Origin of the sequence: Anaeromyxobacter sp. SG64, assembly GCF_022690745.1 — a bacterium.
Lineage (GTDB): Bacteria > Myxococcota > Myxococcia > Myxococcales > Anaeromyxobacteraceae > Anaeromyxobacter > Anaeromyxobacter soli.
The window spans coordinates 60,776-82,910 of record NZ_JALCZB010000007.1 but is presented as its reverse complement, the minus strand read 5'-3'; the positions used below and the strand labels follow the sequence as shown (position 1 = coordinate 82,910).

At 74.6% G+C, this 22,135-nt stretch carries 23 protein-coding genes; 12 read left to right on the top strand and 11 right to left on the bottom strand.

The window, feature by feature from the left end; genetic code table 11:
• Positions 1-170 precede the first annotated feature (170 nt).
• The gene (locus MNZ29_RS03885; RefSeq protein WP_242352970.1) at positions 171-698 is read left to right on the top strand and encodes an RNA polymerase sigma factor; all 528 of its coding nucleotides are present in this window, start codon (positions 171-173) and stop codon (positions 696-698) included.
• Positions 695-1,444, top strand: a complete 750-nt coding sequence (locus tag MNZ29_RS03880; RefSeq protein ID WP_242352968.1) for a hypothetical protein — start codon at positions 695-697, stop codon at positions 1,442-1,444. The genes MNZ29_RS03885 and MNZ29_RS03880 overlap by 4 nt, the downstream gene beginning before the upstream one ends.
• A 54-nt stretch (positions 1,445-1,498) precedes the next feature.
• Here the strand turns inward: MNZ29_RS03880 and MNZ29_RS03875 are convergent, their stop codons facing one another.
• The 3 genes from MNZ29_RS03875 to MNZ29_RS03865 all read right to left on the bottom strand — a co-directional run bounded on the left by MNZ29_RS03875 (position 1,499) and on the right by MNZ29_RS03865 (position 3,564).
• Positions 1,499-1,780: an anti-sigma factor gene (locus tag MNZ29_RS03875; RefSeq protein WP_242338269.1), complete on the bottom strand. Its 282-nt coding sequence runs from the start codon at positions 1,778-1,780 to the stop codon at positions 1,499-1,501.
• Positions 1,777-3,165: an NAD(P)/FAD-dependent oxidoreductase gene (locus tag MNZ29_RS03870; protein ID WP_242352958.1), complete on the bottom strand. Its 1,389-nt coding sequence runs from the start codon at positions 3,163-3,165 to the stop codon at positions 1,777-1,779. Before MNZ29_RS03870 ends, MNZ29_RS03875 begins: the two co-directional genes overlap by 4 nt.
• A 93-nt stretch (positions 3,166-3,258) precedes the next feature.
• Positions 3,259-3,564 (bottom strand): hypothetical protein, encoded by a 306-nt coding sequence (locus MNZ29_RS03865; RefSeq protein WP_242352947.1) that lies wholly within the window; start codon positions 3,562-3,564, stop codon positions 3,259-3,261.
• A 222-nt stretch (positions 3,565-3,786) separates the two neighbouring features.
• On the opposite strand from MNZ29_RS03865, the gene MNZ29_RS03860 reads away from it, so the two are divergent.
• From MNZ29_RS03860 to MNZ29_RS03850, 3 genes are read left to right on the top strand one after another with little or no spacing between them, the layout of a single operon-like run.
• On the top strand, positions 3,787-4,446 hold the full coding sequence (locus tag MNZ29_RS03860) for an RNA polymerase sigma factor (protein ID WP_242352936.1): 660 nt from the start codon (positions 3,787-3,789) through the stop codon (positions 4,444-4,446).
• On the top strand, positions 4,443-4,709 hold the full coding sequence (locus MNZ29_RS03855; protein ID WP_242338276.1) for an anti-sigma factor: 267 nt from the start codon (positions 4,443-4,445) through the stop codon (positions 4,707-4,709). The genes MNZ29_RS03860 and MNZ29_RS03855 overlap by 4 nt, the downstream gene beginning before the upstream one ends.
• The gene (locus tag MNZ29_RS03850) at positions 4,706-5,305 is read left to right on the top strand and encodes a hypothetical protein (RefSeq protein WP_242338278.1); all 600 of its coding nucleotides are present in this window, start codon (positions 4,706-4,708) and stop codon (positions 5,303-5,305) included. Before MNZ29_RS03855 ends, MNZ29_RS03850 begins: the two co-directional genes overlap by 4 nt.
• Before the next feature lie 28 nt (positions 5,306-5,333).
• Here MNZ29_RS03850 and adeC read toward each other — a convergent pair whose 3' ends face one another.
• The 3 genes from adeC to MNZ29_RS03835 are packed head-to-tail and all read right to left on the bottom strand — an operon-like array spanning position 5,334 to position 11,209.
• On the bottom strand, positions 5,334-6,797 hold the full coding sequence (gene adeC, locus MNZ29_RS03845; RefSeq protein ID WP_242338280.1) for an AdeC/AdeK/OprM family multidrug efflux complex outer membrane factor: 1,464 nt from the start codon (positions 6,795-6,797) through the stop codon (positions 5,334-5,336).
• Positions 6,790-9,960: an efflux RND transporter permease subunit gene (locus MNZ29_RS03840; RefSeq protein WP_242338282.1), complete on the bottom strand. Its 3,171-nt coding sequence runs from the start codon at positions 9,958-9,960 to the stop codon at positions 6,790-6,792. Before MNZ29_RS03840 ends, adeC begins: the two co-directional genes overlap by 8 nt.
• A 37-nt stretch (positions 9,961-9,997) precedes the next feature.
• Positions 9,998-11,209: an efflux RND transporter periplasmic adaptor subunit gene (locus MNZ29_RS03835; protein WP_242338283.1), complete on the bottom strand. Its 1,212-nt coding sequence runs from the start codon at positions 11,207-11,209 to the stop codon at positions 9,998-10,000.
• Positions 11,210-11,321: 112 nt separating this feature from the next.
• Here MNZ29_RS03835 and MNZ29_RS03830 point away from each other — a divergent pair, with 112 nt between their 5' ends.
• Positions 11,322-11,948 carry a TetR/AcrR family transcriptional regulator gene (locus MNZ29_RS03830; RefSeq protein WP_242338285.1) on the top strand — a complete coding sequence of 209 codons (627 nt, stop codon included), beginning with the start codon at positions 11,322-11,324 and terminating at the stop codon, positions 11,946-11,948.
• A 523-nt stretch (positions 11,949-12,471) separates the two neighbouring features.
• On the opposite strand, the gene MNZ29_RS03825 is transcribed toward MNZ29_RS03830, so the two are convergent.
• Complete coding sequence (locus MNZ29_RS03825) at positions 12,472-13,164, bottom strand: hypothetical protein (RefSeq protein ID WP_242352934.1); 693 nt, start codon at positions 13,162-13,164, stop codon at positions 12,472-12,474.
• A 169-nt stretch (positions 13,165-13,333) separates the two neighbouring features.
• On the opposite strand from MNZ29_RS03825, the gene MNZ29_RS03820 reads away from it, so the two are divergent.
• Complete coding sequence (locus tag MNZ29_RS03820; RefSeq protein WP_242338289.1) at positions 13,334-14,863, top strand: hypothetical protein; 1,530 nt, start codon at positions 13,334-13,336, stop codon at positions 14,861-14,863.
• Positions 14,864-14,877: 14 nt separating this feature from the next.
• Here the strand turns inward: MNZ29_RS03820 and MNZ29_RS03815 are convergent, their stop codons facing one another.
• Positions 14,878-15,393: a GNAT family N-acetyltransferase gene (locus MNZ29_RS03815; protein WP_242338291.1), complete on the bottom strand. Its 516-nt coding sequence runs from the start codon at positions 15,391-15,393 to the stop codon at positions 14,878-14,880.
• Between the two features lie 145 nt (positions 15,394-15,538).
• On the opposite strand from MNZ29_RS03815, the gene MNZ29_RS03810 reads away from it, so the two are divergent.
• The 5 genes from MNZ29_RS03810 to MNZ29_RS03790 all read left to right on the top strand — a co-directional run bounded on the left by MNZ29_RS03810 (position 15,539) and on the right by MNZ29_RS03790 (position 19,643).
• Complete coding sequence (locus MNZ29_RS03810; protein ID WP_242352924.1) at positions 15,539-15,721, top strand: hypothetical protein; 183 nt, start codon at positions 15,539-15,541, stop codon at positions 15,719-15,721.
• Between the two features lie 122 nt (positions 15,722-15,843).
• Positions 15,844-17,007, top strand: coding sequence for a Xaa-Pro peptidase family protein (locus tag MNZ29_RS03805; RefSeq protein WP_242338295.1), 1,164 nt, complete (start codon positions 15,844-15,846; stop codon positions 17,005-17,007).
• Positions 17,008-17,100: 93 nt separating this feature from the next.
• The gene (locus tag MNZ29_RS03800) at positions 17,101-17,676 is read left to right on the top strand and encodes a bifunctional 2-polyprenyl-6-hydroxyphenol methylase/3-demethylubiquinol 3-O-methyltransferase UbiG (RefSeq protein WP_242338297.1); all 576 of its coding nucleotides are present in this window, start codon (positions 17,101-17,103) and stop codon (positions 17,674-17,676) included.
• Positions 17,677-17,785: 109 nt separating this feature from the next.
• Complete coding sequence (locus tag MNZ29_RS03795) at positions 17,786-18,802, top strand: bile acid:sodium symporter family protein (RefSeq protein WP_242338299.1); 1,017 nt, start codon at positions 17,786-17,788, stop codon at positions 18,800-18,802.
• A 7-nt stretch (positions 18,803-18,809) separates the two neighbouring features.
• Positions 18,810-19,643: a DUF3014 domain-containing protein gene (locus MNZ29_RS03790; protein ID WP_242338301.1), complete on the top strand. Its 834-nt coding sequence runs from the start codon at positions 18,810-18,812 to the stop codon at positions 19,641-19,643.
• A 130-nt stretch (positions 19,644-19,773) separates the two neighbouring features.
• Here the strand turns inward: MNZ29_RS03790 and MNZ29_RS03785 are convergent, their stop codons facing one another.
• Genes MNZ29_RS03785 through cysK form a run of 3 tightly spaced genes read right to left on the bottom strand, consistent with a single transcriptional unit; the run spans position 19,774 to position 22,135 of the window.
• Positions 19,774-20,217, bottom strand: coding sequence for a Mov34/MPN/PAD-1 family protein (locus tag MNZ29_RS03785; protein WP_242338303.1), 444 nt, complete (start codon positions 20,215-20,217; stop codon positions 19,774-19,776).
• Entirely contained in the window at positions 20,214-21,170 is a 957-nt protein-coding gene (locus MNZ29_RS03780; RefSeq protein ID WP_242338305.1) for a PLP-dependent cysteine synthase family protein, read from the bottom strand. Before MNZ29_RS03780 ends, MNZ29_RS03785 begins: the two co-directional genes overlap by 4 nt.
• Positions 21,167-22,135, bottom strand: a complete 969-nt coding sequence (cysK, locus tag MNZ29_RS03775) for a cysteine synthase A (RefSeq protein ID WP_242338307.1) — start codon at positions 22,133-22,135, stop codon at positions 21,167-21,169. The genes MNZ29_RS03780 and cysK overlap by 4 nt, the downstream gene beginning before the upstream one ends.

Below are 22,135 nucleotides of genomic sequence, written 5' to 3'. Positions count from 1 at the left end.
CCCGGATGGCTCGCGTGCGGCATGTGCTCGCTCCGTTCGTTCCCTCCAGGAACGTGCGCTCCTGGGGTGCTCCGAGTACGCGCGACCGGAGGCGCCGGTTACTCGCGGCGGCTGCGTAACCCGGAGCCCTCGGCGCACGTATGCGGGGTCAGGTGAACGAGGAGGCCCTGATGGAGGCCTACGTCGCGGGAGACGCGGGAGCGTTCGAGCGCCTGTTCCGTTCCCTCGCGCCGTCCGTTCACGCGTTCTTCGTGCGATCGGTCGGGCCTGGAGCGGTGGCCGAGGATCTCCTGCAGAGTACGTTCTTGAAGATGCACGTCGCGCGCGCGAGCTGGCGGGGAGGGGAGCGGCTCCGCCCCTGGGTCTTCACCATCGCAGGGCGCGTGCGGATCGACTGGCTGAGAAAGCAGGGGCGCGAGGTGCAGGAGGGCGACGACGAGGTCATGGATCCCGAGGCGCGTGATGCGGGAGAGGCAGTCCTGGCAGGGCAGCGGGCCGAGCGGGTGCGGGTCGCCCTGGACGGCCTCGCCGAGCCTCAGCGCGTCGTGGTCTACCTGCACCGCTTCGAGGAGCTCGGCTTCGCCGAGATCGGCCGCGTGCTGGGCATCTCCGAGGGCGCCGCCAAGCTGCGGGCGTTTCGCGCCTACGAGCAGCTTCGCGTCGCCCTCGCGGACCTCGTCGCGGAGGACCGCTCATGACCGGCCGCGAGCACGTCGGGGGTGACGCGCCGGGGCTCGCCGCGCTGGCCCCCGACGACCCGGAGCGGATCGCCGCCGCGTTGCACGCGAAGGCGTGCGCGGAGTGCGCCCGCGCGCTCCGGGAGGCGGAGCGGCTCCAGGTGCTCATCGAGCGCTCGGAGCCCGTGCCGCTGCCGGTGGGGGCGCTCGAGCGGGTGTCTCGCTCGATCGTCGCCGAGCTCCGGCGCGAGGCGCGCAGGCGTACGATCGGGTCGAGCGCCGCGGCCTGCGTGGCCGCCCTCGTGTTCGTGGTGATCGCGCGGAGCCGCTCCGGCGCGATCGATGACTGGGGCAGGGCCGGTCTCGTGCTGGCGCTCGCCCTCGCCCTCGCCGCGGCGGCGAACCGGAGGCCGCTGCTCGTCCTCGGGGGGAGCGTGGTCGCGACGATCCTCGCCGGGATCGCCGCTGCCGGGACCCCCATCGCCGGCGCACCGGGCGCGGACTGCCTCGCGAGCGAGCTCGCCGCTGCGGCGCTGGTGCTGGGGGCGGTCTGGCTTGCGCTCCGCGGGGGCTCCACCTCGCCGGCGCGCCTCGCTGTCGCGGGGGTGGCGGCGGCCGGGGCGCTGGCCGGCGACGCCGCGCTCCAGGTCACCTGCGGACTGCAGAGCGAGGTCCCGCACCTCCTGGCCTTCCACGTGGGCGGGGTGCTCCTGGCCGCGGCCGGCGCGAGCCTGCTCTGGCGGCGGCCGCGCCTGCGCGTCGCGTGACGCGGGGCGCGGCCCGGAGCGCTTTCTTCGCAGGCCCGCCGAGCAGAGAACGCGTCACGCCGCGCCCGGGGGGCGGCGCTTCCAGTCGCGGAACGCGCGCAGCAGGCGCGTGCGCGCCTCCTCCGGGAGCGACTCCTCCGAGAGGCGGCCCGCGGCCCGCAGCGTCGCGCGCAGCGTCTGGACGTGAGCCTCGCACCCGGGGCAGACGGCGAGGTGCAGCTCGAAGCGCGTCCGCTCGTCGGGCGCGAGCGCGTTCTCGAGGTACTCCGTGACGAGCTCGACGAGCTCGCGGCACGTCAGCTCGCCGGGGAGCTCGCCGGTCGTCGCGCCGCTCACGACAGGGCGTACCGCGGGAGCGCCATGACGACCGACTGGAGGCCCTCGGCGAACGAGGGGTGCACGACCTCCATGTCGACCAGCGCGCGCACCGGTGCGCCGGCCTGCATGAGCGCCGCGAAGACGTGGATGAGCTCGCCCGCCTCCGCGCCCACGATGGACGCGCCGACGATCCGCTCGCTCACCGGATCGACGAGCACCCTGAGGACGCCCGCCTTCTCGTCGGTCTCGATCGCGCGCGCGACGCTGCCGAACGGCAGGGTCGCGACCTCGTACCGGACGCCCTTCTCCTTGGCCTCGTGCTCGGTGAGCCCCACGCCCGCGACCTGGGGGTCGGTGTACGCGGTGTACGGGATGAGTCGATCCTTCCGGCCGCGGCCCGGCTTTCCCGTGAGGACGTCGAACAGGAGCCGGTGGTCGTCCCAGGCCGCGTGCGTGAACTGCGGCCCGCCCGCGCAGTCGCCCACCGCGTAGACCCCCGGCGCGCTCGACTGATAGTGATCGTCCACCTCGACGAAGCCGTGCCCGTCGAGCTTCACGCCGGCCGCGTCGCAGCCCAGGTCGTCGGTGTTGGGCCTGCGGCCGGTGGCGACGAGGAGGTGGGAGCCCGTCACCGCGCGCCCGCTCGAGAGCCCCACCGTGATGCGCCCGGGCTCGCCCGAGACGCGCTCGGCGCGGACGCCGAGCGCGAGCGCGAGGCCCTCGTCCCGGAAGAACCCCTCGATCGCCTCCGAGATCTCGGGGTCCTCGTGGCCGAGGAGGTGCGGGGCGGGCTCGACCACGGTCACGTCGGCGCCGAAGCGCCGGTACGCCTGGGCGAGCTCGCACCCGATGTAGCCGCCTCCCACGACCACGAGGTGCGACGGGAGCTCCGTGAGCTCCATCAGCCGCCGGTTGTCGAGCCAGGGCACGCCGCCGAGGCCGGGGATGGGCGGCTCGATCGGCCGGGCGCCCACGTTCAGGATCACGACCGCGGCGCGGTGGCGCTCGCCCGCGACCTCCACGGTCCGCTCGCCGACGAGCCGCGCGTGGCCGCGAACGAGCCGGAGGTTCGCGCCGGCGCCGGCGAGGCGCTTCGCGATGCTCTCCTGCCAGCGGCGGACGATCGCGTCCTTCCGCGCGATGACCGCGGGGAGGTCCACCTTCACGGCCCCGGCCTGCACGCCGAGCCGGCCCGCCGTCCGCGCGACGTGTGCGGCGCGGGCGCTCGCGACGAGCGTCTTCGTGGGCGTGCAGCCCGTGTTGGTGCACGTGCCGCCGAGCGGCCCGCGCTCCGCGAGGAGCACCCGCTGGCCGTGGCTCGCGAGGCGGGTGGCGAGCGGCACGCCCGCCTGGCCGCTGCCGACGATGATCGCGTCGAGGTCCATGGGGGTCTCCCTGGGCACGCGCACGGCACGTCCGCACGCGAGCGGTGTGGGAAAAGCTGGCCACCGTTACGCTCCCGAGCAGGGCGCCTGGCCGCGCGGCCGGGGCGACGCTCAGGCCGCCCGCCGCCCATGCCAGCTCACCGGGTGGCCGGCCTCGAGCGTCGGGCACGGGTCGCCGGCGAAGTACGCGCGCGCCTCGAGCCGCCCGGCGTGGCCGAGCGCCACCGCCGCCTCGCGGCGGTCCAGGAACCGCCCCGCGACGGTGAGGAACCCCGCCTGCCACTCCTCGAGGTCCGCGTCGAGGCCGTCGGGCAGCAGCGTCACGTCGTGGAACGGGCCGGTGGCGACCACGGCGCCCGTGATGCAGCTCCGGAACGCCGCCTGCTCGAGGTCGAGCTCGTGCTCTGCGTGCGCCATGACGTCCTCGCTCTCCTCTCGTCGTAGAGGCGCGGAGCGTCACCTCCGTTACACGAGCGGCGGCAGCTCGGCGGGCGGGCGCCCGTGCATTGGCGCCTGCCCCTTGCGCACGAGGTGGAGTCGCCCGACTCCGAACGGCCGTCCCCGTCGAAGCACAGTGGCCCGGCGCCCTGCGAGCTACATCCGGCGCGACCCGCGTTCCTGGCAGGGGAGGTGCCGCGGATGGAGCCGCCGTGCGTTTCGGAGCCGGTCGGGTGCGCAGCCGAGGAGCGAGAGCTCGCGGCCCTCCGCGCCGGCGACGAGGCCGCGTTCCTCGCCCTCGTGACGCGCCATCACGGCGCGATGGTGCGGGTCGCGGCGACGTTCGTGCGGAGCAAGGCGGTGGCGGAGGAGGTCGTGCAGGAGGCGTGGCTCGGCGTGCTCCGGGGGCTCCACCTCTTCGAGGGGCGCTCGTCTCTCAAGTCCTGGATCTTCAGCATCCTCGTGAACTGCGCGAAGGCGCGGGGGCTGAAGGAGAGTCGCTCGGTGCCGATGTCGTCGCTCGGACCGGAGGGCGAGGAGGACGCGCCGTCGGTGTCGCCGGATCGCTTCCGGGGAGACGAGGACCGGTGGGCCGGCCACTGGTCGGAGCCGCCCGAGCCCTGGCCCGACGCGCGCGCGGAGTCGAGCGAGCTGGTCGCGCTCGTGGCCGAGGCGCTCGAGACGCTCCCGCACGCTCAGCGAACGGTCATGTCCCTGCGCGACGTCGAGGGCTGGGAGGCCGGCGAGGTGTGCGCGCTGCTCGGCATCACGGAGGTGAACCAGCGCGTGCTGCTGCACCGCGCCCGCTCGAAGGTGCGCGCCTTCCTCGAGGCGCGCATGGGACGGGAGGAGGCGCCGTGACGGCCGCGGTCCCCGATCTCTCCTGCCGCGAGCTCGTCGAGCTCGTGACGGACTACCTGGAGGCGACCCTGCCGGTCGAGGAGCGGACCCGCTTCGAGCTGCACCTCACCTACTGCGACTGGTGCCGCACCTACCTCGCCCAGATGCGCCGGGTCCTCGAGCGCGCCGGCGAGCTCACCGAGGAGTCCGTCGCGCCCGAGGCGCGCGACGCGCTGCTCGCGATCTTTCGCGACTGGAAGAAGGGCTCCGGAGGCGGCGCGTGATCGCCTTCAAGTTCCTCGCCGCGGGCGCGCTCGCCCCCTTCACCCGCTTCCAGTGGCCCGCGTCGGGCGAATGGGTGAGCGCCGCAGCCCATCGGCCCGAGCTCTGGATCCACGCCTGCCGCGCGGGCGATCTCCCGTACTGGCTCGCCGACGAGCTCTGGCGGATCGAGCTCGACGGCCCGGTGAGAGAGGCCCGCTACCAGGTCGCGGCTCCCCGCGCGCGGCTGGTCGCGCGCGTCGCGGCCTGGGATCGGGCGCTCGCCGGGGACTACGCGCGGGCGTGCGCGCTGCGCGCCCGCGACCTCGCCCTGCCGCACGTGCCCACCGCGGCGCGGGACGCGCTCGCGCGAGCGACCGAGCTCGACGCGATCGCGGACGTCGCGAGCGGCGCAGGCCCCGCCTCCCGCGCGGCGGAGCTCGTGGCCGACGCCGCCCAGAACGCGCTGCACGTCGGCCCCGCGACGACCTCCTACATCGCCGCGACGCTCGCCTCCGCGCTGGGCGGCGGGCTCGCGGCGTTCGAGGCGGAGCGCGCGTGGCAAGCGCGGTGGCTCGCCGAGCGGCTCCGGGTGGGGGAGGTGGACTCGGGGCCGTGAGTCACCGGGCCCCGGACGGCATCCGCGATCACGGCGCCGGAGACGGCGGCGTGCTCGCGGCCGCGGCGTGGGCGGAGCGCTCGAGCCAGCCGCCGCCGAGCGCCTTGTAGAGGGCGACGAGGTTCCCGAGCCGCGCGAGCCGCGACTGGATGAGCTGCTGCTGCGCGGCGTACAGGTCGCGCTGAGCGACGAGCACGGTCACGTAGCTGTCGACGCCCTTGCGGTAGCGCAGGTCGGAGATGGCGTAGCGCCGCTGCTCGGCCTCGACGCGCGCCGTCTGGGCGGCGAGCTGATCGTCGAGCGACGCCCGCGCGGCGAGGGCGTCGGCGACCTCGCGGAACGCGACCTGGATCGCCTTCTCGTACCGGGCGACCTCGATCGACTTCCGCACCTCCGCCGCGTCGAGGTTCGCGCGGTTCCGGCCGCCGGTGAAGAGCGGCAGGGTGAGCTGGGGCGTGAAGCTCCAGAGCCCGGAGCCGGCGCCGAAGAGCCCGGAGAGCTCGCCGCTCGCGGTGCCGCCGAACGCGGTGAGGGTGATGGAGGGGAAGAACGCGGCGCGCGCGGCGCCGATGCTGGCGTTCGCCGCCCGGAGCGCGTGCTCCGCTCCGAGGATGTCCGGCCGCCGCTGCAGGAGCTCCGACGGGAGCCCGGGCGGGAGGTCGGCGAGGAGCGGCGCGGCCTCGAGCGGCTCGGGGGCGGGGAGCCCCGCCGGCAAGGGCTGGCCGACGAGGAGCACGAGCGCGTTCTGCGCCTGCTCGCGCTGCTGCGCGTACGCGGCGAGGTTGAAGCGGGCCGAGAGCACCTGCGACTCCGCCGTGCGCAGGTCGAGCTCCGAGGTGCGCCCCACGTCGTAGCTGCGCTTCGTGAGGTCGTAGGAGGCCTGGAGCGTCTTCAGCGTCTGCCGCGCGAGCGCGACCTGATCGTCGAGCGCGCGGGCGGCGAGGTACTGGGTGGCGATCTCGGCGACGAGCGAGAGGTGGGCGCTCCGCCGGGCCTCCTCGGTCGCGAGGTACTGCTCGAGCGCCGAGCGCTTGAGGCTGCGGACCCGCCCGAACAGATCGAGCTCGAACGCGGTGACGCCCGCGCCGACCTCCCACTGCGTGCTCGTGGAGGCGCGGCCGGTGGGGCTGAGGTCGGCGTCGACGTGCTGGCGCGTGGCGCTCGCGGTGCCCGCCACGGTGGGGAGCTGCTGCGAGCGCTGGATGCGGTACTGCGCGCGCGCGAGCTCGACGTTCAGGGCGGCGACGCGGAGGTCCCGGTTGTTCTCGAGCGCGAGCGCGATGAGGGCCTGCAGGCGCGGGTCGCCGAACACGTCGCGCCAGCCGAGCTCCGCCGGCGCTGCCCCGGGCGCCGCGGCGCGCGCCGCCTCCGCGGCGGCGCCCTCGGGCCACTGCCCGGCGACGGGAGCCTCGGGGCGGCGGTAGCGCGGCGCGAGGGTGCAGCTCGCGAGGAGGACCGCGGCCGTGGCCGCGGCGAGCGGGGCGCTACGCATGGAGCGCCTCCCCCTCGGTCCCCCCGTCCCCCTCCTCGTCGCCCTCCGCCGGCGCGGGGGCCGAGGTGACCCTGGCGCGGCGCCCGATCACGACGAAGAACACCGGGATGAAGAGCACGCCGAGCACCGTCGCCGAGATCATGCCGCCCGCCACGGCGAAGCCGATGGCGTTCTGGCTCCCGGCGCCCGCGCCGCGCGCGAGCGCGAGCGGCAGGACCCCGAGGATGAACGCGAGCGAGGTCATGAGGATCGGCCGGAGCCGCATGCGCGCGGCCTCGAGGGCGGCCTCCACCACGCCTCTCCCGCGTTCGCGCAGCTCCTTCGCGAACTCGACGATGAGGATGGCGTTCTTCGCCGAGAGCCCGATGGTCGTGAGCAGGCCGACCTGGAAGTAGACGTCGTTCGCGAGCCCGCCGAGGAGCGTCGCGAGCACCGCGCCGAGCACGCCGAGCGGCACGACGAGCATGACGGCGGCCGGGATGGACCAGCTCTCGTACAGCGCCGCGAGGCACAGGAACACGACGAGCAGCGAGATCGCGTAGAGCGCGGGGGCGTTCGCGCCCGACAGCCGCTCCTCGTACGAGAGCCCGGACCACTCCGAGCCGACGCCGGTGGGGAGCTGCTTCACGATGGACTCCATGGCGGCCATGGCCTCGCCGGTGCTGTGACCCGGCGCGGCCTCGCCCTGGATCACCACCGCCGGCGTCCCGTTGAAGCGCTCCAGCTTCGGCGAGCCGTAGGTCCAGCGACCGCTCGAGAACGACGAGAACGGGACCATCTGGCCCTGGCGGTTCCGGACGTACCAGCGCTCCACGTCCGCGGGCTGCATCCGGAACGGCGCGTCCGCCTGCAGGTACACGCGCTTCGTGCGGCCCTTGTCGATGAAGTCGTTCACGTAGGAGATGCCCCACGTGGAGGACAGGGTGGCGTTCACGTCGGCGAGCGACACGCCGAGCGCCGCGGCCTTCTGCTGGTCCACGTCCACCTTGTACTGCGGCGTGTCCTCGAGGCCGGCGGGCCGGACCTTGGCGAGGGCGGGGTGCTTGGCGGCGAGGCCGAGGAGCTGGTTGCGCGCCGCCACGAGCTGCTCGTGGCCGAGGCCGCCGCGGTCCTGGAGCTGGAGCTCGAAGCCGGTGGCGTTGCCGAGCTCGGAGACGGCGGGCGGGACGAACGCGAACACCATCGCGTCCTTGATGCCCGAGAACGCGGCCATGGCGCGGCCGGCCACCGCCTTCGCCTTGAGCCGCGCCTCCTTGCGCTCGCTCCAGTCCTTGAGCTTCACGAACGCGACGCCCGCGTTCTGGCCGCGGCCGCCGAAGTTGAAGCCCACGATGCTCATCGCCGACTCGACCGCGTCCTTCTCGTCGTGCAGCAGCTGGTCGGACACCCGCAGCATGATCTCGCGGGTGTGCTCGAGCGTGCTCCCGGGCGGGAGCAGCACCTGCACGAAGAGCTGGCCCTGGTCCTCCTCGGGGAGGAACGCGGTGGGCACGCGCAGGAAGAGCGCCGACAGCGCGGCGACGATCGCGACGTAGGCGATCATGGCCCGCCCGGTCCGGCCGAGCAGGGCGCCGACGAGCCCGCGGTAACGCGCGCTGCCGCGGTCGTACAGGCGGTTGAACGCGCCGAAGAGGCCGCCCCGCTCGAGGCCGTGGCCCTTCGCGACCGGCTTCAGCATGGTCGCGCAGAGCGCGGGGGTGAGCGTCAGCGCGACGACGACGGAGAGCGCCATCGACGAGACGAGCGTGATCGAGAACTGGCGGTAGATGACGCCCACCGAGCCGCCGAAGAAGGCCATCGGGACGAACACCGCGGCGAGCACGAGCGCGATGCCGACGAGCGCGCCGGTGATCTGCCCCATCGACTTGCGCGTGGCCTCCCGGGGCGAGAGCCCCTCCTCGCTCATCACGCGCTCGACGTTCTCGACGACCACGATGGCGTCGTCGACGAGGAGCCCGATGGCGAGCACCATGCCGAACATGGTGAGCGTGTTCACGCTGTACCCCGCCGCCGCGAGCACGCCGAACGTGCCGAGCAGCACGACCGGCACCGCGATGGTGGGGATGAGCGTCGCCCGGAAGTTCTGGAGGAACAGGTACATCACGAGGAAGACGAGCAGGATCGCCTCGAGGAGCGTCTTCACGACCTCCTCGATGGAGAGCCGCACGAAGGGCGTCGTGTCGATCGGGTAGACGACCTTCATCCCCGGCGGGAAGAACCGCGACAGCTCGTCCAGCCGCGCGCGCACGGCGCTCGCCGTGGCGAGCGCGTTCGCCCCGCTGGCGAGCTTGATGCCCATGCCGGCCGCCGGGCGGCCGTTGTAGTAGCTCTCGATCTCGAAGGTCTCGCCGGCGAGCTCGACGCGCGCGACGTCGCCGAGCCGCACCTGCGAGCCGTCCGGGTTCACGCGCAGGAGGACGTCGCGGAACTGCTCCGGAGTCTGGAGCCGCGTCTGCGCGGTGATGGTCGCGTTGAGCTCCTGCCCCTTCACGGCGGGCGCGCCGCCGAGCTGGCCGGCCGAGACCTGGGCGTTCTGCGCCTGGACCGCGCCGCTCACGTCGAGCGGGGTGAGGCCGTAGTTCGTGAGCTTCTCCGGGTCGAGCCAGATCCGCATGGCGTACGCCGACCCGAACGCCTGCACGTCGCCGACTCCCGTCACGCGGCTCACCTGGTCCTGGAGCGTCGAGACGACGTAGTCCGCAAGGTCGTTGCGGCTCATGCTGCCGTCCTCGGAGACGAAGCCGGCGATCATGAGGAAGTTGTTCACCGCCTTGGCGACGCGGACGCCCTGGCGCTGCACCTCCTGCGGCAGCAGCGGCATCGCGAGCTGCAGCTTGTTCTGGACCTGGACCTGCGCGATGTCCGGGTTCGTCCCGGCGTCGAAGGTGAGGACCACGCTCGCGTTGCCGGCCGAGTCGCTCGTCGCGGACAGGTAGCGCAGGTGATCGAGGCCGTTCATCTTCTGCTCGATCACCTGGGTGACCGTGTCCTCGAGCGTCTTCGCCGACGCGCCGGGGTAGCTCGCGTTGACGCTGATGACGGGCGGCGCGATCGCCGGGTACTGCGCCACCGGCAGGGACAGGACGGAGAGGACCCCCGCCAGCATCACGATGATCGCGATCACCCACGCGAAGATGGGGCGATCGATGAAGAACCTGGCCACGGGTGTCCGATCTCCTGGGGAGGGTGCGACCGCGCTGCTAGCGGGAGGCCTGCCGCGTGGACGCGGCGGGGACGGGGACCACCTCGGCCCCGGGCCGGACCTTCTGCAGGCCCTCGACGATCACCCGATCGCCGGCCTTGAGGCCGTCGGTGACGAGCCACGTGTCGCCGATGGTGCGGTCGGTCACGAGCTGCCTGAGCTCGACCTTCTTCTCGGCGTTCACGACGAGCGCGGTCGGCTGGCCCTTCTGGTCGCGCGTCACGCCGCGCTGCGGGACGAGGATCGCCTGCGGGTTCACACCCTCGTTGATGCGCGCGCGGACGAACATGCCGGGGAGGAGGTCGCCGCGCGGGTTCGGGAAGATGGCCCGGAGCGAGATCGATCCCGTGCCGGCGTCGACCGAGACGTCGGAGAACTGCAGCGTGCCGTGCTGCTCGTACTCCCGCCCGTCCTCGAGCACGAGCGAGACGCTCGCCTGGTTCTTCCCGGCGCTCTGGAGCTTCCCGCTCTCGAGGTCGCGACGCAGCCGCAGGGCGTCGGTGCTCGACTGCGTGACGTCCACGTAGAGGGGGTCGAGCTGCTGCACCGTCGCGAGCAGCGTCGCCTGCGCCTGCTGCACGTAGGCGCCCTCGGTGACGGCGGAGCGCCCGATGCGGCCGGGCACCGGGGAGGTGACGGTCGTGTACCCGAGGTTGATCCGCGCCGCCTGCACCGCCGCGCGCCCCGCGGCGACGTCGGCCTCCGCGCTCTTCAGCGTCGCCACCGCGTCGTCGTGCTCCTGCCGGCTCACCGCGTTCGCCTCGACGAGCTCCGTGTAGCGCTGCGCCTGCAGCCGCGCGGACGCGACCTTCGCCTCCGCGCGCGCGAGCGCGGCCTTCGCGCTGTCGAGCGCCGCCTGGTACGGCGCCGGGTCGATCCGGAAGAGCGGCTGCCCCTCCTTCACGTCGCTGCCCTCCGTGAAGAGCCGCTTCAGCACGATCCCGTTCACGCGCGCGCGCACCTCGGCGACGCGGAACGCCGACGTCCGGCCGGGCAGCTCCTTCACGAGCGTCACCGAGGTCGGGGCGAGCGTCACGACCCCGACCTCGACCGGGCGGGCCGCGGCAGGCGGTCCCTTCGCCTGGGTCCGCTCGCAGCCGGAGAGGGCGAGCGCGAGGGCGGCGACCGTGGCGAGCGACGCTCCGGCACGGAGGGGGAACGGGAGCGCGCGTCGCGGAGCGACGGGCGAGGTCACGGAGAGAGGAGTCATTTCGCGGCTTTCGTCGATCCGTTCACGCCGGACGAGCGCTCCGGCGAGCCGCAAGACATACTGTCGCACCTGTTGACGGTCAAGACTGAACCGTTCAGTATAGAGCGTGCGAATGAGCGAACCTGGCGCCAGAACAGCGGAATTCTCCCCCGCGAAGCGGCGCCAGATCCTGTCGGGGGCGCGCGCCACCTTCGGCGAGCTCGGCTACGAGCGGGCCTGCGTGGACGTCATCGCAGCCCGCGCCGGGGTCTCGAAGGCGACGGTCTACAACCACTTCGGCGACAAGAAGGGCCTCTACGTCGCCTGCCTCTCGGAGGAGGTGGACGCCCTGCGCGAGGGGATCCGGGCGTTCCTCGCCGAGCCCGCGGGCGAGCTCGAGCAGGCGCTGCAGGAGACCGGCGAGAAGGTGATGGGGCTGCTCCTCTCGCCCGCCGTGGTGGGCCTCTACCGCCACGCGCAGGCGGAGTCGTCGCGCTTCCCGGAGATCGGCCAGACGCTCTACGACCGCGGCCCGGGCTCGCTCTACGCCATGCTCTCCGCGTACCTCCAGCGCTGGAAGGAGCGGGGCGTCCTCCTGCTCGAGGACCCCCGCGCGGCGGCGGTGCAGTTCGTGAGCCTGTGCCAGTCCGACCTCGTGCTGAAGGCCCGGCTCGGGATCCTCGAGCGGCCCGCGGACGCGGCCGTGCGCGAGGCGGTGCGCGGCGCGGTGCGGACGTTCCTGCGCGCGTTCGGGCGGTGACGCCGGCGCGCTGGAGCCGGGAGCGCGGCGCGAGCGCGATGTCGCAGTCCCGGTCGTGTCGGGCTCCGGAATCCCACATTCACTCCTGGCCGTAGCGCACTGTCCGTCACCCGTGGCGCACGCGCGGTGGTATTCGTCTCGGCTCGCGAGGAGGAGCCGCCATGACGCACGCCACCTTGAGTCGACGAGTGCTGCCGCTGGTCTTCGCCCTGTCGCTCGGCGCCTCCTCCTGCAAGACCTCGGAGGCGGCGAGCGGAGCAGACGCGGCGTGCGGCGCCGCGGGGCAGTCGTGCGCGGGCGGCGTCGTCTGCTGCGCCGGCCTGACCTGCGATCCCTCCACGGGAACGTGCGCCGCGCCTGCGTGCGCGGAGGCGAGCGGGTCGTGCGCGAACGGCGAGACCTGTTGCAGCGGGACGGCGTGCGTGAACGGCACCTGCACCCGCGGTTGCCCTCCCGTGCCGATGATGTGCCTGGCGACCGGGATGCCTTGCCGGCAGAACGCAGAGTGCTGCGCGGGCGCCTGCTACAACGGCTCCTGCGCGTCGCCTTGGGACTGGATGTGCATCCCGCAAGGAGACGTCTGCCAGTTCAGCGAGCAGTGCTGCGACCACGGCCGGTGCGTCGCCGACCGCGCCGGGATCCTGCGGTGCTTCGCCTGCCTGGCAGAGGGTGCGCGGTGCACCGGTACCGCCGACACGAGCTGCTGCGGCGGATCGACCTGCCTCCCGACGGGCGGCCAGGGCAAGTACACGTGCGTCGCCGCGCCGCCCGTCCTGTGCGCCCTCGTGGGAGAGAGCTGCACCGCGAGCGTCGAGTGCTGCGCGGGGCTTTCGTGCGACCTCCCGGCGGGCGCCACGAGCGGCGCGTGCAGGCCGCCGTCGTGCGCCGCGGCGGGCGGGAGCTGCACCGTGACCGGCGACTGCTGCTCCGGCGTCTGCGAGATCGTCGCCGGCGCCACGAGCGGCACGTGCAGCCCGTCGTCGTGCGTCGCGGAGGGCGGGAGCTGCACCGCGACCGGCGACTGCTGCTCCGGCGTCTGCGAGATCCTCGCCGGCGCCACGAGCGGCACGTGCAGCCCGGCGTCCTCGTGCGCCGCGGCGGGCGGGAGCTGCACCGCGAACGGCGACTGCTGCTCCGGCAACTGCGAGGTCCCCGCTGGCGCCACGAGCGGGAGCTGCGTGTGCAGCGGGGAGATCGTGGGGTTCTGAGCATCCACGACCCGCGATCGGTCCGCGGCGCGTACCGCCCGGCCGCGCGGCGGTGGGCCGTGGGCGTGAGACGGCGAGGTTCGGCGCGCGGATCCCCAGCTCCTCCGCGGTTGCGCGCGGCACGGCGCCGGCACGGCCGTCGCAAGCCCGCGCGATCCCCCACACCCAGAGGCGCACATGTTCCCGAGAACCGTCTCCGCTGCATCCGTCCGAAGCCTCGCCCCGGCCGCCGAGCTGCCCGAGGCCGCCCCGCACCCCGGTCCGGAGCTCCGTCGCGACCCGCTTCACGCTGCGAACGGCGTCGCGCCGCTCCGCGCCGTCGCGCCGCGCTCGCCTTCCGACCCGCTGTCGTTCGCGGGCCTCGCCGCCTGCATCGCGGACGCCCGCACGGCGGCCCTCGCGGGCGGGGACGGCCCGCCGGATCCGACGACCTTCGCCTCGCTCAGGGCGCGGCTCGAGCGGGCGGCTGCGAAGCTCCCGCCGAGCTACCGGCGCGAGGTCGCGGACCCGCTCCTGCGTTCGCTCGATCGGCTCGGCGCGCGCGGGTTCGCCCGCGTCCTCGCGGAGGATCCCGAGCGCGAGGGGGCCGCGCGCCTCCTGCTCGACGTCGCGCAGGCGGTGCTCCAGCACGGGGAGGGCTACGCGGCGCGCGCGACGGCCGCCTTCCAGGAGGTCGTGAGCGATCTCTACGAGGGGTTCCTGTCCGCCGAGGACCGCCGCGGCGTGAAGCCGCCCGATCACGGCGTGGTCCCGCCGCTCGTGCGATGGGGCAGCGCCGAGACCGGCCCGTACACCTGGCCGGCGACGGCCACGGAGACGCTCGGCGTGGAGGCGGCGGTGGTGAGCCTCCCGGCGGCGAACGCCTCGGCGGGGATCCTCGCGTGGCCGGCCCTCGCGCACGAGACGGCGGGACACGACCTCCTCGAGGCGGACGACGGGCTGCGCGACGAGCTCGCGCGGGTGGTGCGAGAGCGGCTCCTCGGCGAGAAGATGGGGCTCGCCCTCGCCGACTACTGGGCGGACCGCATCGAGGAGACGGCGTCGGACGTCCTCGGCGTGCTGAACATGGGGCCCGCGGCGGCGGTCGGGCTCGTCGGGTACTTCCGGGCGATGAACGGGGCCGCGGGCGGCGCGGGGACGTTGCGGAACGTCGGGAGGACGGAGGATCCGCATCCGGCGGACATCGCGCGCGCGTACCTCGCGGCGGAGACCGTGCGGCTCCTGTCGTTCGAGGGCGCGACGCGGTGGGCGGACCGCCTGACCGCCGAGGCGGATCGCGACCTCGGGAGGATTCGCCTCGGCGAGTTTCCGGTCACGGCCGGCGTCGCGAAGGCTTCGGCCGCCGTGGTGGCGCGCGCGATCGCGCAGACGCGGCTCCGCGCGCTGGACGGACGTGCGTTCCGCGACCTCCAGGACTGGCGCGACCAGGACGAGGCCGTCGTCGCCGAGCTGCGTCGAGAGCTCGAGGGAGCAGGGGCGCGGACCGGGAAGGCGCGCGTCGAGGCGGGGAGGTACGCGGAGGGGGCGTACGCCGCCCACGCGGTCGCGGCGGGGGTCTACGCGGCGATCGGGGGGACCTCGAGCCCGGAGCAGGCGATGACCGGGATGATCGGCATGCTCGCCGGGATGCACGACCGGAACGCCGCGTGGGGGGCTCCTCGCGTCGCGCCGTCGTCCGGCGCTCCGGCCGGCCCGCGCGTCGCCTGACGCGGGTCCCGCCGTCACTCCGCGCCGGGCGTCCGGAGCTCGGCGGGATCGATCGCGAGCTCCACCACCGTCCGGCGGAAGCCCATCCCCTCGAACATCGCGAGCGCACGGCCGTTCCGCGCCGCGACCTGGATGACGACCTGTGGGGCTCCGCGCCGGCCGAGCTCGCGCACCAGCGCCTCGAGGAGCAGGCGGCCCGCGCCACGGCGGCGCGCGCGCGGCGCGACGTAGAGATCGACGCCGACGCCGCAGGGGTCGCGCAGCGTGTTCCAGTCTCGCCCCTCGAGCCGGCCGTACGCGTACCCCACGAGCTGCTCGCGCCCGCGCGAGCGCGACACCGCCGCGAGCACCACCGCCTTCCGGCTCGCGAGCTCGCGCGCGAGCCAGGAGGCGTAGCCCTCCTCCATCCCCGGGCTCGCGAAGAAGCGCCGGGAGTCCATCCGGTTGTGGAGGCGCGCCAGCGTCGCCCCCATCCGCCCGAGCGCCGGCGCGTCCTCGGGGCGGGCCCGGCGGATCTCGATCTCGCTCATCCCACCACGGTAGCCCATGTGCCTCGCCGCCGGCGGGCGCCGGGTCGCGCTCGCCCCGGCGGTGAGTCCCCGAGCGCCGCCGAGACGGGCCGGTCCGTGCGGTAGGATGGCTCGCGACGAAAGGGGTGATGGGATGGCCGCAAAGATGCCACGCCTCGGGGATACCGCCCGGCGCTACCTCGACGACACCGTCCGCGCTCGCCTCGCGAGCCCGGGCCTCGAACGCTACCGTGTCGAGCGGAAGGGCGGCGCCGGGGCGATCGTCGTCGCCGTGCTGGCGCTGGTCGCGCTGATCGGGGCGTTCGTCTGGCTCTCGACGAGGCCGTAGCCGCGACGCGGCGGCGTCGGGGAATGCGACGCCGTCACCGAGGGTGAGGAGCTCCGGGAGTGGCGCCCGGGTCACGGCGCCCCCGGTTGCAGGGCGCGCCCCGTCCCGTCCATGCTGACCACATGACCCCCGCCACCGAATGCCGGGCCCGCCTCGACGCCCTTCGCGACACGCTCCGCGCCCAGGGGCTCGACGGCGCGGTCCTCGTCCACGCGACCGACGTCTTCTACCTGGCCGGCACGCGCCAGAACGCGGCGCTGTGGGTGCCGGCGGGCGGCGACGCGGTCCTGCTCGTGCGCAAGAGCCTCGAGCGCGCCCGGGCGGAGAGCCCGCTCGCGGACGTCCGCCCGTTCCCGGCTTCGAAGGAGCTCGCGGCGGCGCTCGGCGGGCCGCGTCGGGTAGGGTTCACCTTCGACGTCGCCCCGGGCGCGGTGGAGCGCTTCTGGGCGCGCGCGCTCGGCGCGGAGCTCGCGGACGTGTCGATGGCGCTCCGCGTGCAGCGGAGCGTGAAGTCCCCCTGGGAGCTCGAGCGCATGCGCGAGACCGCGGCGCTCCTCTGCGGCGTCTTCCGCGAGATCCCGTCCTTCCTCCGCCCCGGCATGCGCGAGGTCGATCTCGCCGCGGAGCTCGAGTACCGGATGCGCAAGGCCGGGAACGAGGGGAGCCCGCGGCTGCGCGGGTTCAACCAGGAGTTCTTCATGGGGCTCGCGCTCGCCGCCGGCTCCGCCACCGCCCCGAGCTACTTCGACGGGCCGGTCACCGGGCGCGGGCTGTCGCCGTCCTCCCCGCTCGGCGCGTCGGTCGAGCCCGTGCCGGGGGACGTGCCGATCCTGCTCGACTACACCGCGATGAAGGCGGGCTACGTCACGGACATGACCCGCATCGCGGTGTGCGGCCGGCTCGCCCCCGAGCTCGCGCGCGCGTTCGAGGTGGCGCTCGCGATCCAGGAGGAGGTCGTGAAGGGGCTCCGGCCCGGCGCGATCCCGTCGGAGCTCTGGGCGCGCGCGAAGGCGCTCGCCGAGCGGGAGGGGCTGGGCGATCGCTTCATGGGACCGCCGGGGGCGCAGGCGCGCTTCGTGGGCCACGGCGTCGGCCTCGAGCTGGACGAGCTGCCGGTGCTCGCGCCCGGGCTCGACGTGCCGCTCGTGCGCGGGCAGGTGCTCGCCGTCGAGCCCAAGTTCGTCCTCCCCGGGCTCGGCGCCATCGGGATCGAGAACACCTGGGCGGTGGGCGAGGGCGGCGGGGAGCGGATCACGGAGCTGCCGGACGCGGTGATGGTCGTCTGATCGTACCGGTGGGGCGCTCGCCTGCGGCTCGCCCCTCCCGAGCCCCCGTTCCCTCCGGCGCTCTCGCGGCGCGCCTCGACTAGAAAGAAGAGGGTGGCCGAGGGCGATCGCGAGCGGTGGGACGCGCGGTACCGGGACGAGGACGCGATCCCCGAGCCCTCGCCGCTCCTCGACGCGCTCGACGCGCTCCTCCCGCGGCAGGGTCGGGCGCTCGACGTCGCGGGCGGCTCGGGCCGGAACGCGCTCTGGCTCGCCCGGCGCGGGCTCGAGGTCACGCTCGCCGACGTCTCGGAGGTCGCGCTCGAGCGCGCGGCGCGCGAGGCGCGCCGGCGCGGGCTCTCGCTCGCGACCCTCCGGATCGATCTCGAGGCGTCGCCGTTGCCGCACGGCCCGTGGGACCTCGTCCTCTGCACGTACTTCCTCCACCGGCCGCTCCTCTCGGCGATCCCGGCGGAGCTCGCGCCGGGAGGACTCCTCGTCGTCGCGCACGCGACGCGGAGGAACCTCGAGCGCCACGCGCGCCCGGGGCCGGCGCACCTCCTCGAGGACGGCGAGCTCCCGACGCTCGTCCGCGGGCTCGAGGTCGTCCGCTACGAGGAGGGCTGGCTCGAGTCGGGCCGCCACGAGGCGCGGCTCGTCGCGCGGAAGCCCGCGGCGGCCGCCGGGTGAAGAAGGCCGCGTGGCGCGCCCCGCGGGAGGCCAGGGGAATGGGCGCGCTTCCAAGTCACCCGGCTGGACCCGGCCGCTCGTGCTACTCGTTGTCGGTGGAGGTCACCGCGTGATCGAACGGCTGCGCCGCCTCGCCCGGGACTGGTTCCTCGCCGGCATGGTCTCGGCGGTCGTGCTCGCGACGCTGCTGCCGGAGCTCGGCCGCAGCGGGGGGCCGCTGCACGCCGACCGCGTCGCGAACGCCGGCATCTTCGGCATCTTCTTCTTCCACGGGCTCGCGCTCTCCCGCGACCGCCTGCGCGCCGGCATGATGCGCTGGAAGCTGCACGCGGTCGTGCAGGCCATGACCTACGTGGCGTTCCCGATCGTGGGCCTCGTGCTCGCCGCGGCGTTCGGGCGGTTCCTGCCGGAGGACCTGCTGCTCGGCTTCTTCTACCTCTGCGCGCTGCCCTCCACGATCTCCTCCTCGGTGGCGATGACGGCGGTCGCGCACGGGAACGTCCCCGGCGCGATCTTCAACGCGACCCTGTCGAGCCTCATCGGGATCATCGCGACGCCGCTGCTCGTGAGCGTGTGGGCGTCCACCTCGGGCGAGTCGCTCTCCGTCGGACGCGCCGTGCTCGACATCGCCACCTTGCTGCTCCTCCCCATCGTCCTCGGTCAGCTCCTCCGCCCGGCGCTCGGCGCGTGGTTCCAGCGCTGGCACCGGCACGCGAGCACGTTCGACAAGCTCGTGATCCTGCTGCTCGTCTACGTGTCGTTCTCGGACTCGGTCCGGGCGGGGCTCTGGACGAAGCACGGCGTTTCCGTGCTCGCGATCGCGGTCGCGGGGGCGGCGCTCATCCTCGCGGTGGTCCTGACGCTCTCGACGCGCCTCGCGCGGCTCGTCGGGCTCGACAAGGAGGACGAGATCGCCGCGGTGTTCTGCGGGTCCAAGAAGACGCTCGCCTCGGGGGTGCCGATGGCGAAGCTCATCTTCGGCGCGCACCCCGGGCTCGGCCTCATCGTGCTGCCGATCATGTTCTACCATCAGCTCCAGCTGTTCGTCGGCTCGATCCTGGCGGAGCGCTACGCGCGGCGCCTCCAGGGCGCGCCGTCCCCGGCCCCCGCGGCCGCTCACGAGTGAGGCACGCATGGACGAGACCCCGAAGACCACGCTCCGTCGGCCCAGCAGGGCGCCGCTCGTCGTCGCGATCCTCGTCGTGCTCGGCGCTGCCGGCTTCTGGGCGAGCCGGCGCTTCGGCGGGCGCACCGAGCAGACCCCGCCGGCCGCCGCGCCCGCGTCGCCGGCCGGCGAGACCTCGCCCGCGGCGTCGCCGGCAGCCCCGCCGGTGCGGGCGGCGGACCTCGGGCCGAACGTCAGCGACCCCGAGGCGCGCGCGCTCGCCGACACGGTCTCGCAGAGCGAGCTCTACCGGCGGACGCTCGCGCAGGGCGAGGTCGTCCGGCGCGCCGCCGTGCTCCTCGACAACCTCGCGGAGGGCGTCTCGCCCCGGAAGCAGCTCGACCCCCTCCGGCCGGAGCGTCCGTTCTCGGTGCAGCGGCGTGGCGCCGAGACCGTCATCGACCCGGCCTCGTACGCGCGCTACGACGCCTTCGGCGACGCGATCGCCTCGGTGGACGCCCGCGAGGCGGCGCGCGTCTACCGCTCGCTCCACGGGGTCCTCCAGCTCGCCTACCGCGCGCTCGGCTATCCGGAGGCGTCGCTCGACGACGTCACCGCGCGCGCCCTCGGCCGGCTCGCGGCGGCGCCGGTCGTCGAGGGGGACGTTCCGGTCGTCGAGCGCGAGGGCGTGTTCCTGTTCCAGGACGAGCGGCTCGAGACGGCGCCGCAGGTGGAGAAGCACCTGCTCAGGATGGGGCCGCGAAACACGCGCATCGTGCAGGGGAAGGCGCGCCAGCTCCTCGAGGCGCTCGGGATGCCCGTGCCCCCCGCGCTCGATGCGCCCTCGCCGGCGACGCGATAGGCGGGTGTGGGCTCGGCCTCGCTAGCAGTCGAGGTCGAGCAGTCGAGGTCGAGCAGTCGAGGTCGAGCAGTCGAGGTCGAGAGGTCGGGGTCGAGAGGTCGGGGTCGAGATCGATTCGACTCGCGGCGGGCTAGTCGAGCTTCGCCTCGACGAAATCGCCCGCGTCGAAGCGGTAGCGCCGCGCCTCGTCGACGCGCCCTCCCCGGACTCCGAGGACGAGGTACTCGGCGCCGGGCAGGAGCTGCTGGCCGTCCACCACCGCGTCGGCCCGGTCCTTGGCGGAGAAGTAGGCGCCGACCTCCACGTGCGAGTGCCACACGGCCACGATCTCGCCGCCGCTCGCCTCGAGCTCCTCGTGGACGCGGAGCTGGGCGCGCGGATCCATGAGGTAGCTCTCGCGGCTCGTGCGCGGGAACCTCGCGGGATCGAGCGCGTGGTAGCGGTCGGCGACGTTCGGGAGCGAGAGGGCCTCGAGCGCGTCGCCGCGGCGGACGACGAACCCGCACACCTCGCGCTCCGGGTCCGCCTCGCTGAGCTTTCGCAGGCGCGCCAGCAGCTCCGGGCCGTAGGTCACCAGGTGATCCTCCGGTCCCAGCGGCGCGGCTCGAAGTAGCGGTCGGCGCGGTCCGGCAGGACCGTCACGACGTTACCCCGCTCGCCGGCCGCCGCCATGCGCTCGGCCACCTGGAGCGCCCCGGCCACCGCGGCGCCGCTCGAGTGCCCGACGCGCAGCCCCTCCTCGCGACCCAGGCGCTCGGCCATCGCCCAGCCCTCCGCGGTGGGCATGGAGATCTTCCCGTCGAGCTCGGCCTCGTCGTAGATCGCCGGCACGATCGAGCTCTCCATGTGCTTCAGCCCCTCGAGGCCGTGGAGCGGCTCGGCGGGCTCGACCGCGTGGCAGCGCACCCCCGGCGCGAGCGCGCGCAGCCCGCGCGAGGTCCCCATCACCGTGCCGCTCGTGCCGATCCCGGCCACGAACGCGGCCACCCCGCCGTCGAGCGCCTCGGCGATCTCCACCGCGGTCCCGAGCTCGTGGGCGCGCGGGTTCTCCGGGTTCCCGTACTGGTCCGGGTAGAACCAGCGATCCGGCTCCCGCGCCACGAGCTCGCGCACCTGGCGGATGGCGCCGTCGGAGCCCTCGAGCGGATCCGAGAACACGAGCTCGGCGCCGAACGCCTGCGCGATGCGCTTGCGCGCGGCGCTCACGTTGCGCGGCATGACGAGGGCGCAGCGGACCCCGAGCGCCGCGCAGATCCAGGCGTAGGCGACGCCGGTGTTGCCGCTCGTGGAGTCGACGAGGGTGCGCCCGGGCCCGAGGCGCCCGTCCTGGAGCGCGGCCTCGATCATGCGGAGCGCGGGGCGGTCCTTGACCGAGCCGCCGGGGTTCATGAACTCGCACTTCGCGTAGAGGCGGATGCCGGGGAGCTCCGCCCCGATGCGGCGCAGCCGCACGAGCGGCGTGCTCCCGACGAGCCGCGCCACCGTCTCGACGGGCGCGGCGCCGTGGCGGAGGCCGGGCGCGGTCATCGCGCGGCCTCGCGCGCGAACCACTCCGCCGCGGAGAAGTAGCGCTCGCCGGTGTCGGGCAGCACGGTTGCGACGCGGTGGCCCGCGCCGAGCTCGCGCGCCACCCGGATCGCAGCGACGACCGCCGCGCCGCTCGAGGTGCCGACGAGGAGCCCCTCCTCCCGGGCCAGCCGGAGCTTCATCGCCCACGCCTCCTCGTCGCTCACCCGCTCGACCCGATCGTACGCGGCCGGGTCGAGCACGCGCGGGACGAAGCCCGCGCCCAGCCCCTGGATCCGCGTCGGGCCGGGAGTCCCGCCGGACAGGACGGCGCAGGCCTCGGGCTCGACCGCGACCATGAGCGTCCCGGGGCGCTCCCTCCGCAAGACCCCGGCGACGCCGGTGAGCGTCCCGCCCGTCCCGACGCCTGCGACGAAGGCGCCCAACGGCCCGCCGAGCGCGTCGAGGGCGAGGAGGAGCTCGCGCGCGGTCCCGTCGCGGTGCGCCTGCGGGTTCGCCGGGTTCTCGAACTGCTGGAGGAGGAGCGCGCCGGTCTCTCGCGAGAGCTCGCTCGCCCGCGCCACCGCGGGCGGCATGCCCGCCTCCGCGGGGGTGAGGACCAGCTCCGCCCCGTACGCCTCGAGCGCCTGCCGGTGCTCGAGGGAGGTCGAGTCCGGCATGACGAGCGTGAGCCGGTAGCCCTTCACCGCGCAGACGAGCGCGAGCCCCAGCCCGGTGTTCCCGCTCGTCGGCTCCACCACGCGCCCCCCGGGCGCGAGCCGGCCGTCGCGCTCGGCCGCCTCGATCATGGCGACCGCGATGCGGTCCTTGACCGAGCCGCCCGGGTTCATGGACTCGAGCTTCGCGAGCACCTCCGCCGCGCCGGGAGGGACCACGCGGCGGAGCTTCACGACGGGCGTGCCGCCCACGGCGTCGAGGATCGTCTCGAGCGGCGGGGCGGCGCGGGGGCGCGCGGAGGCGGGCAC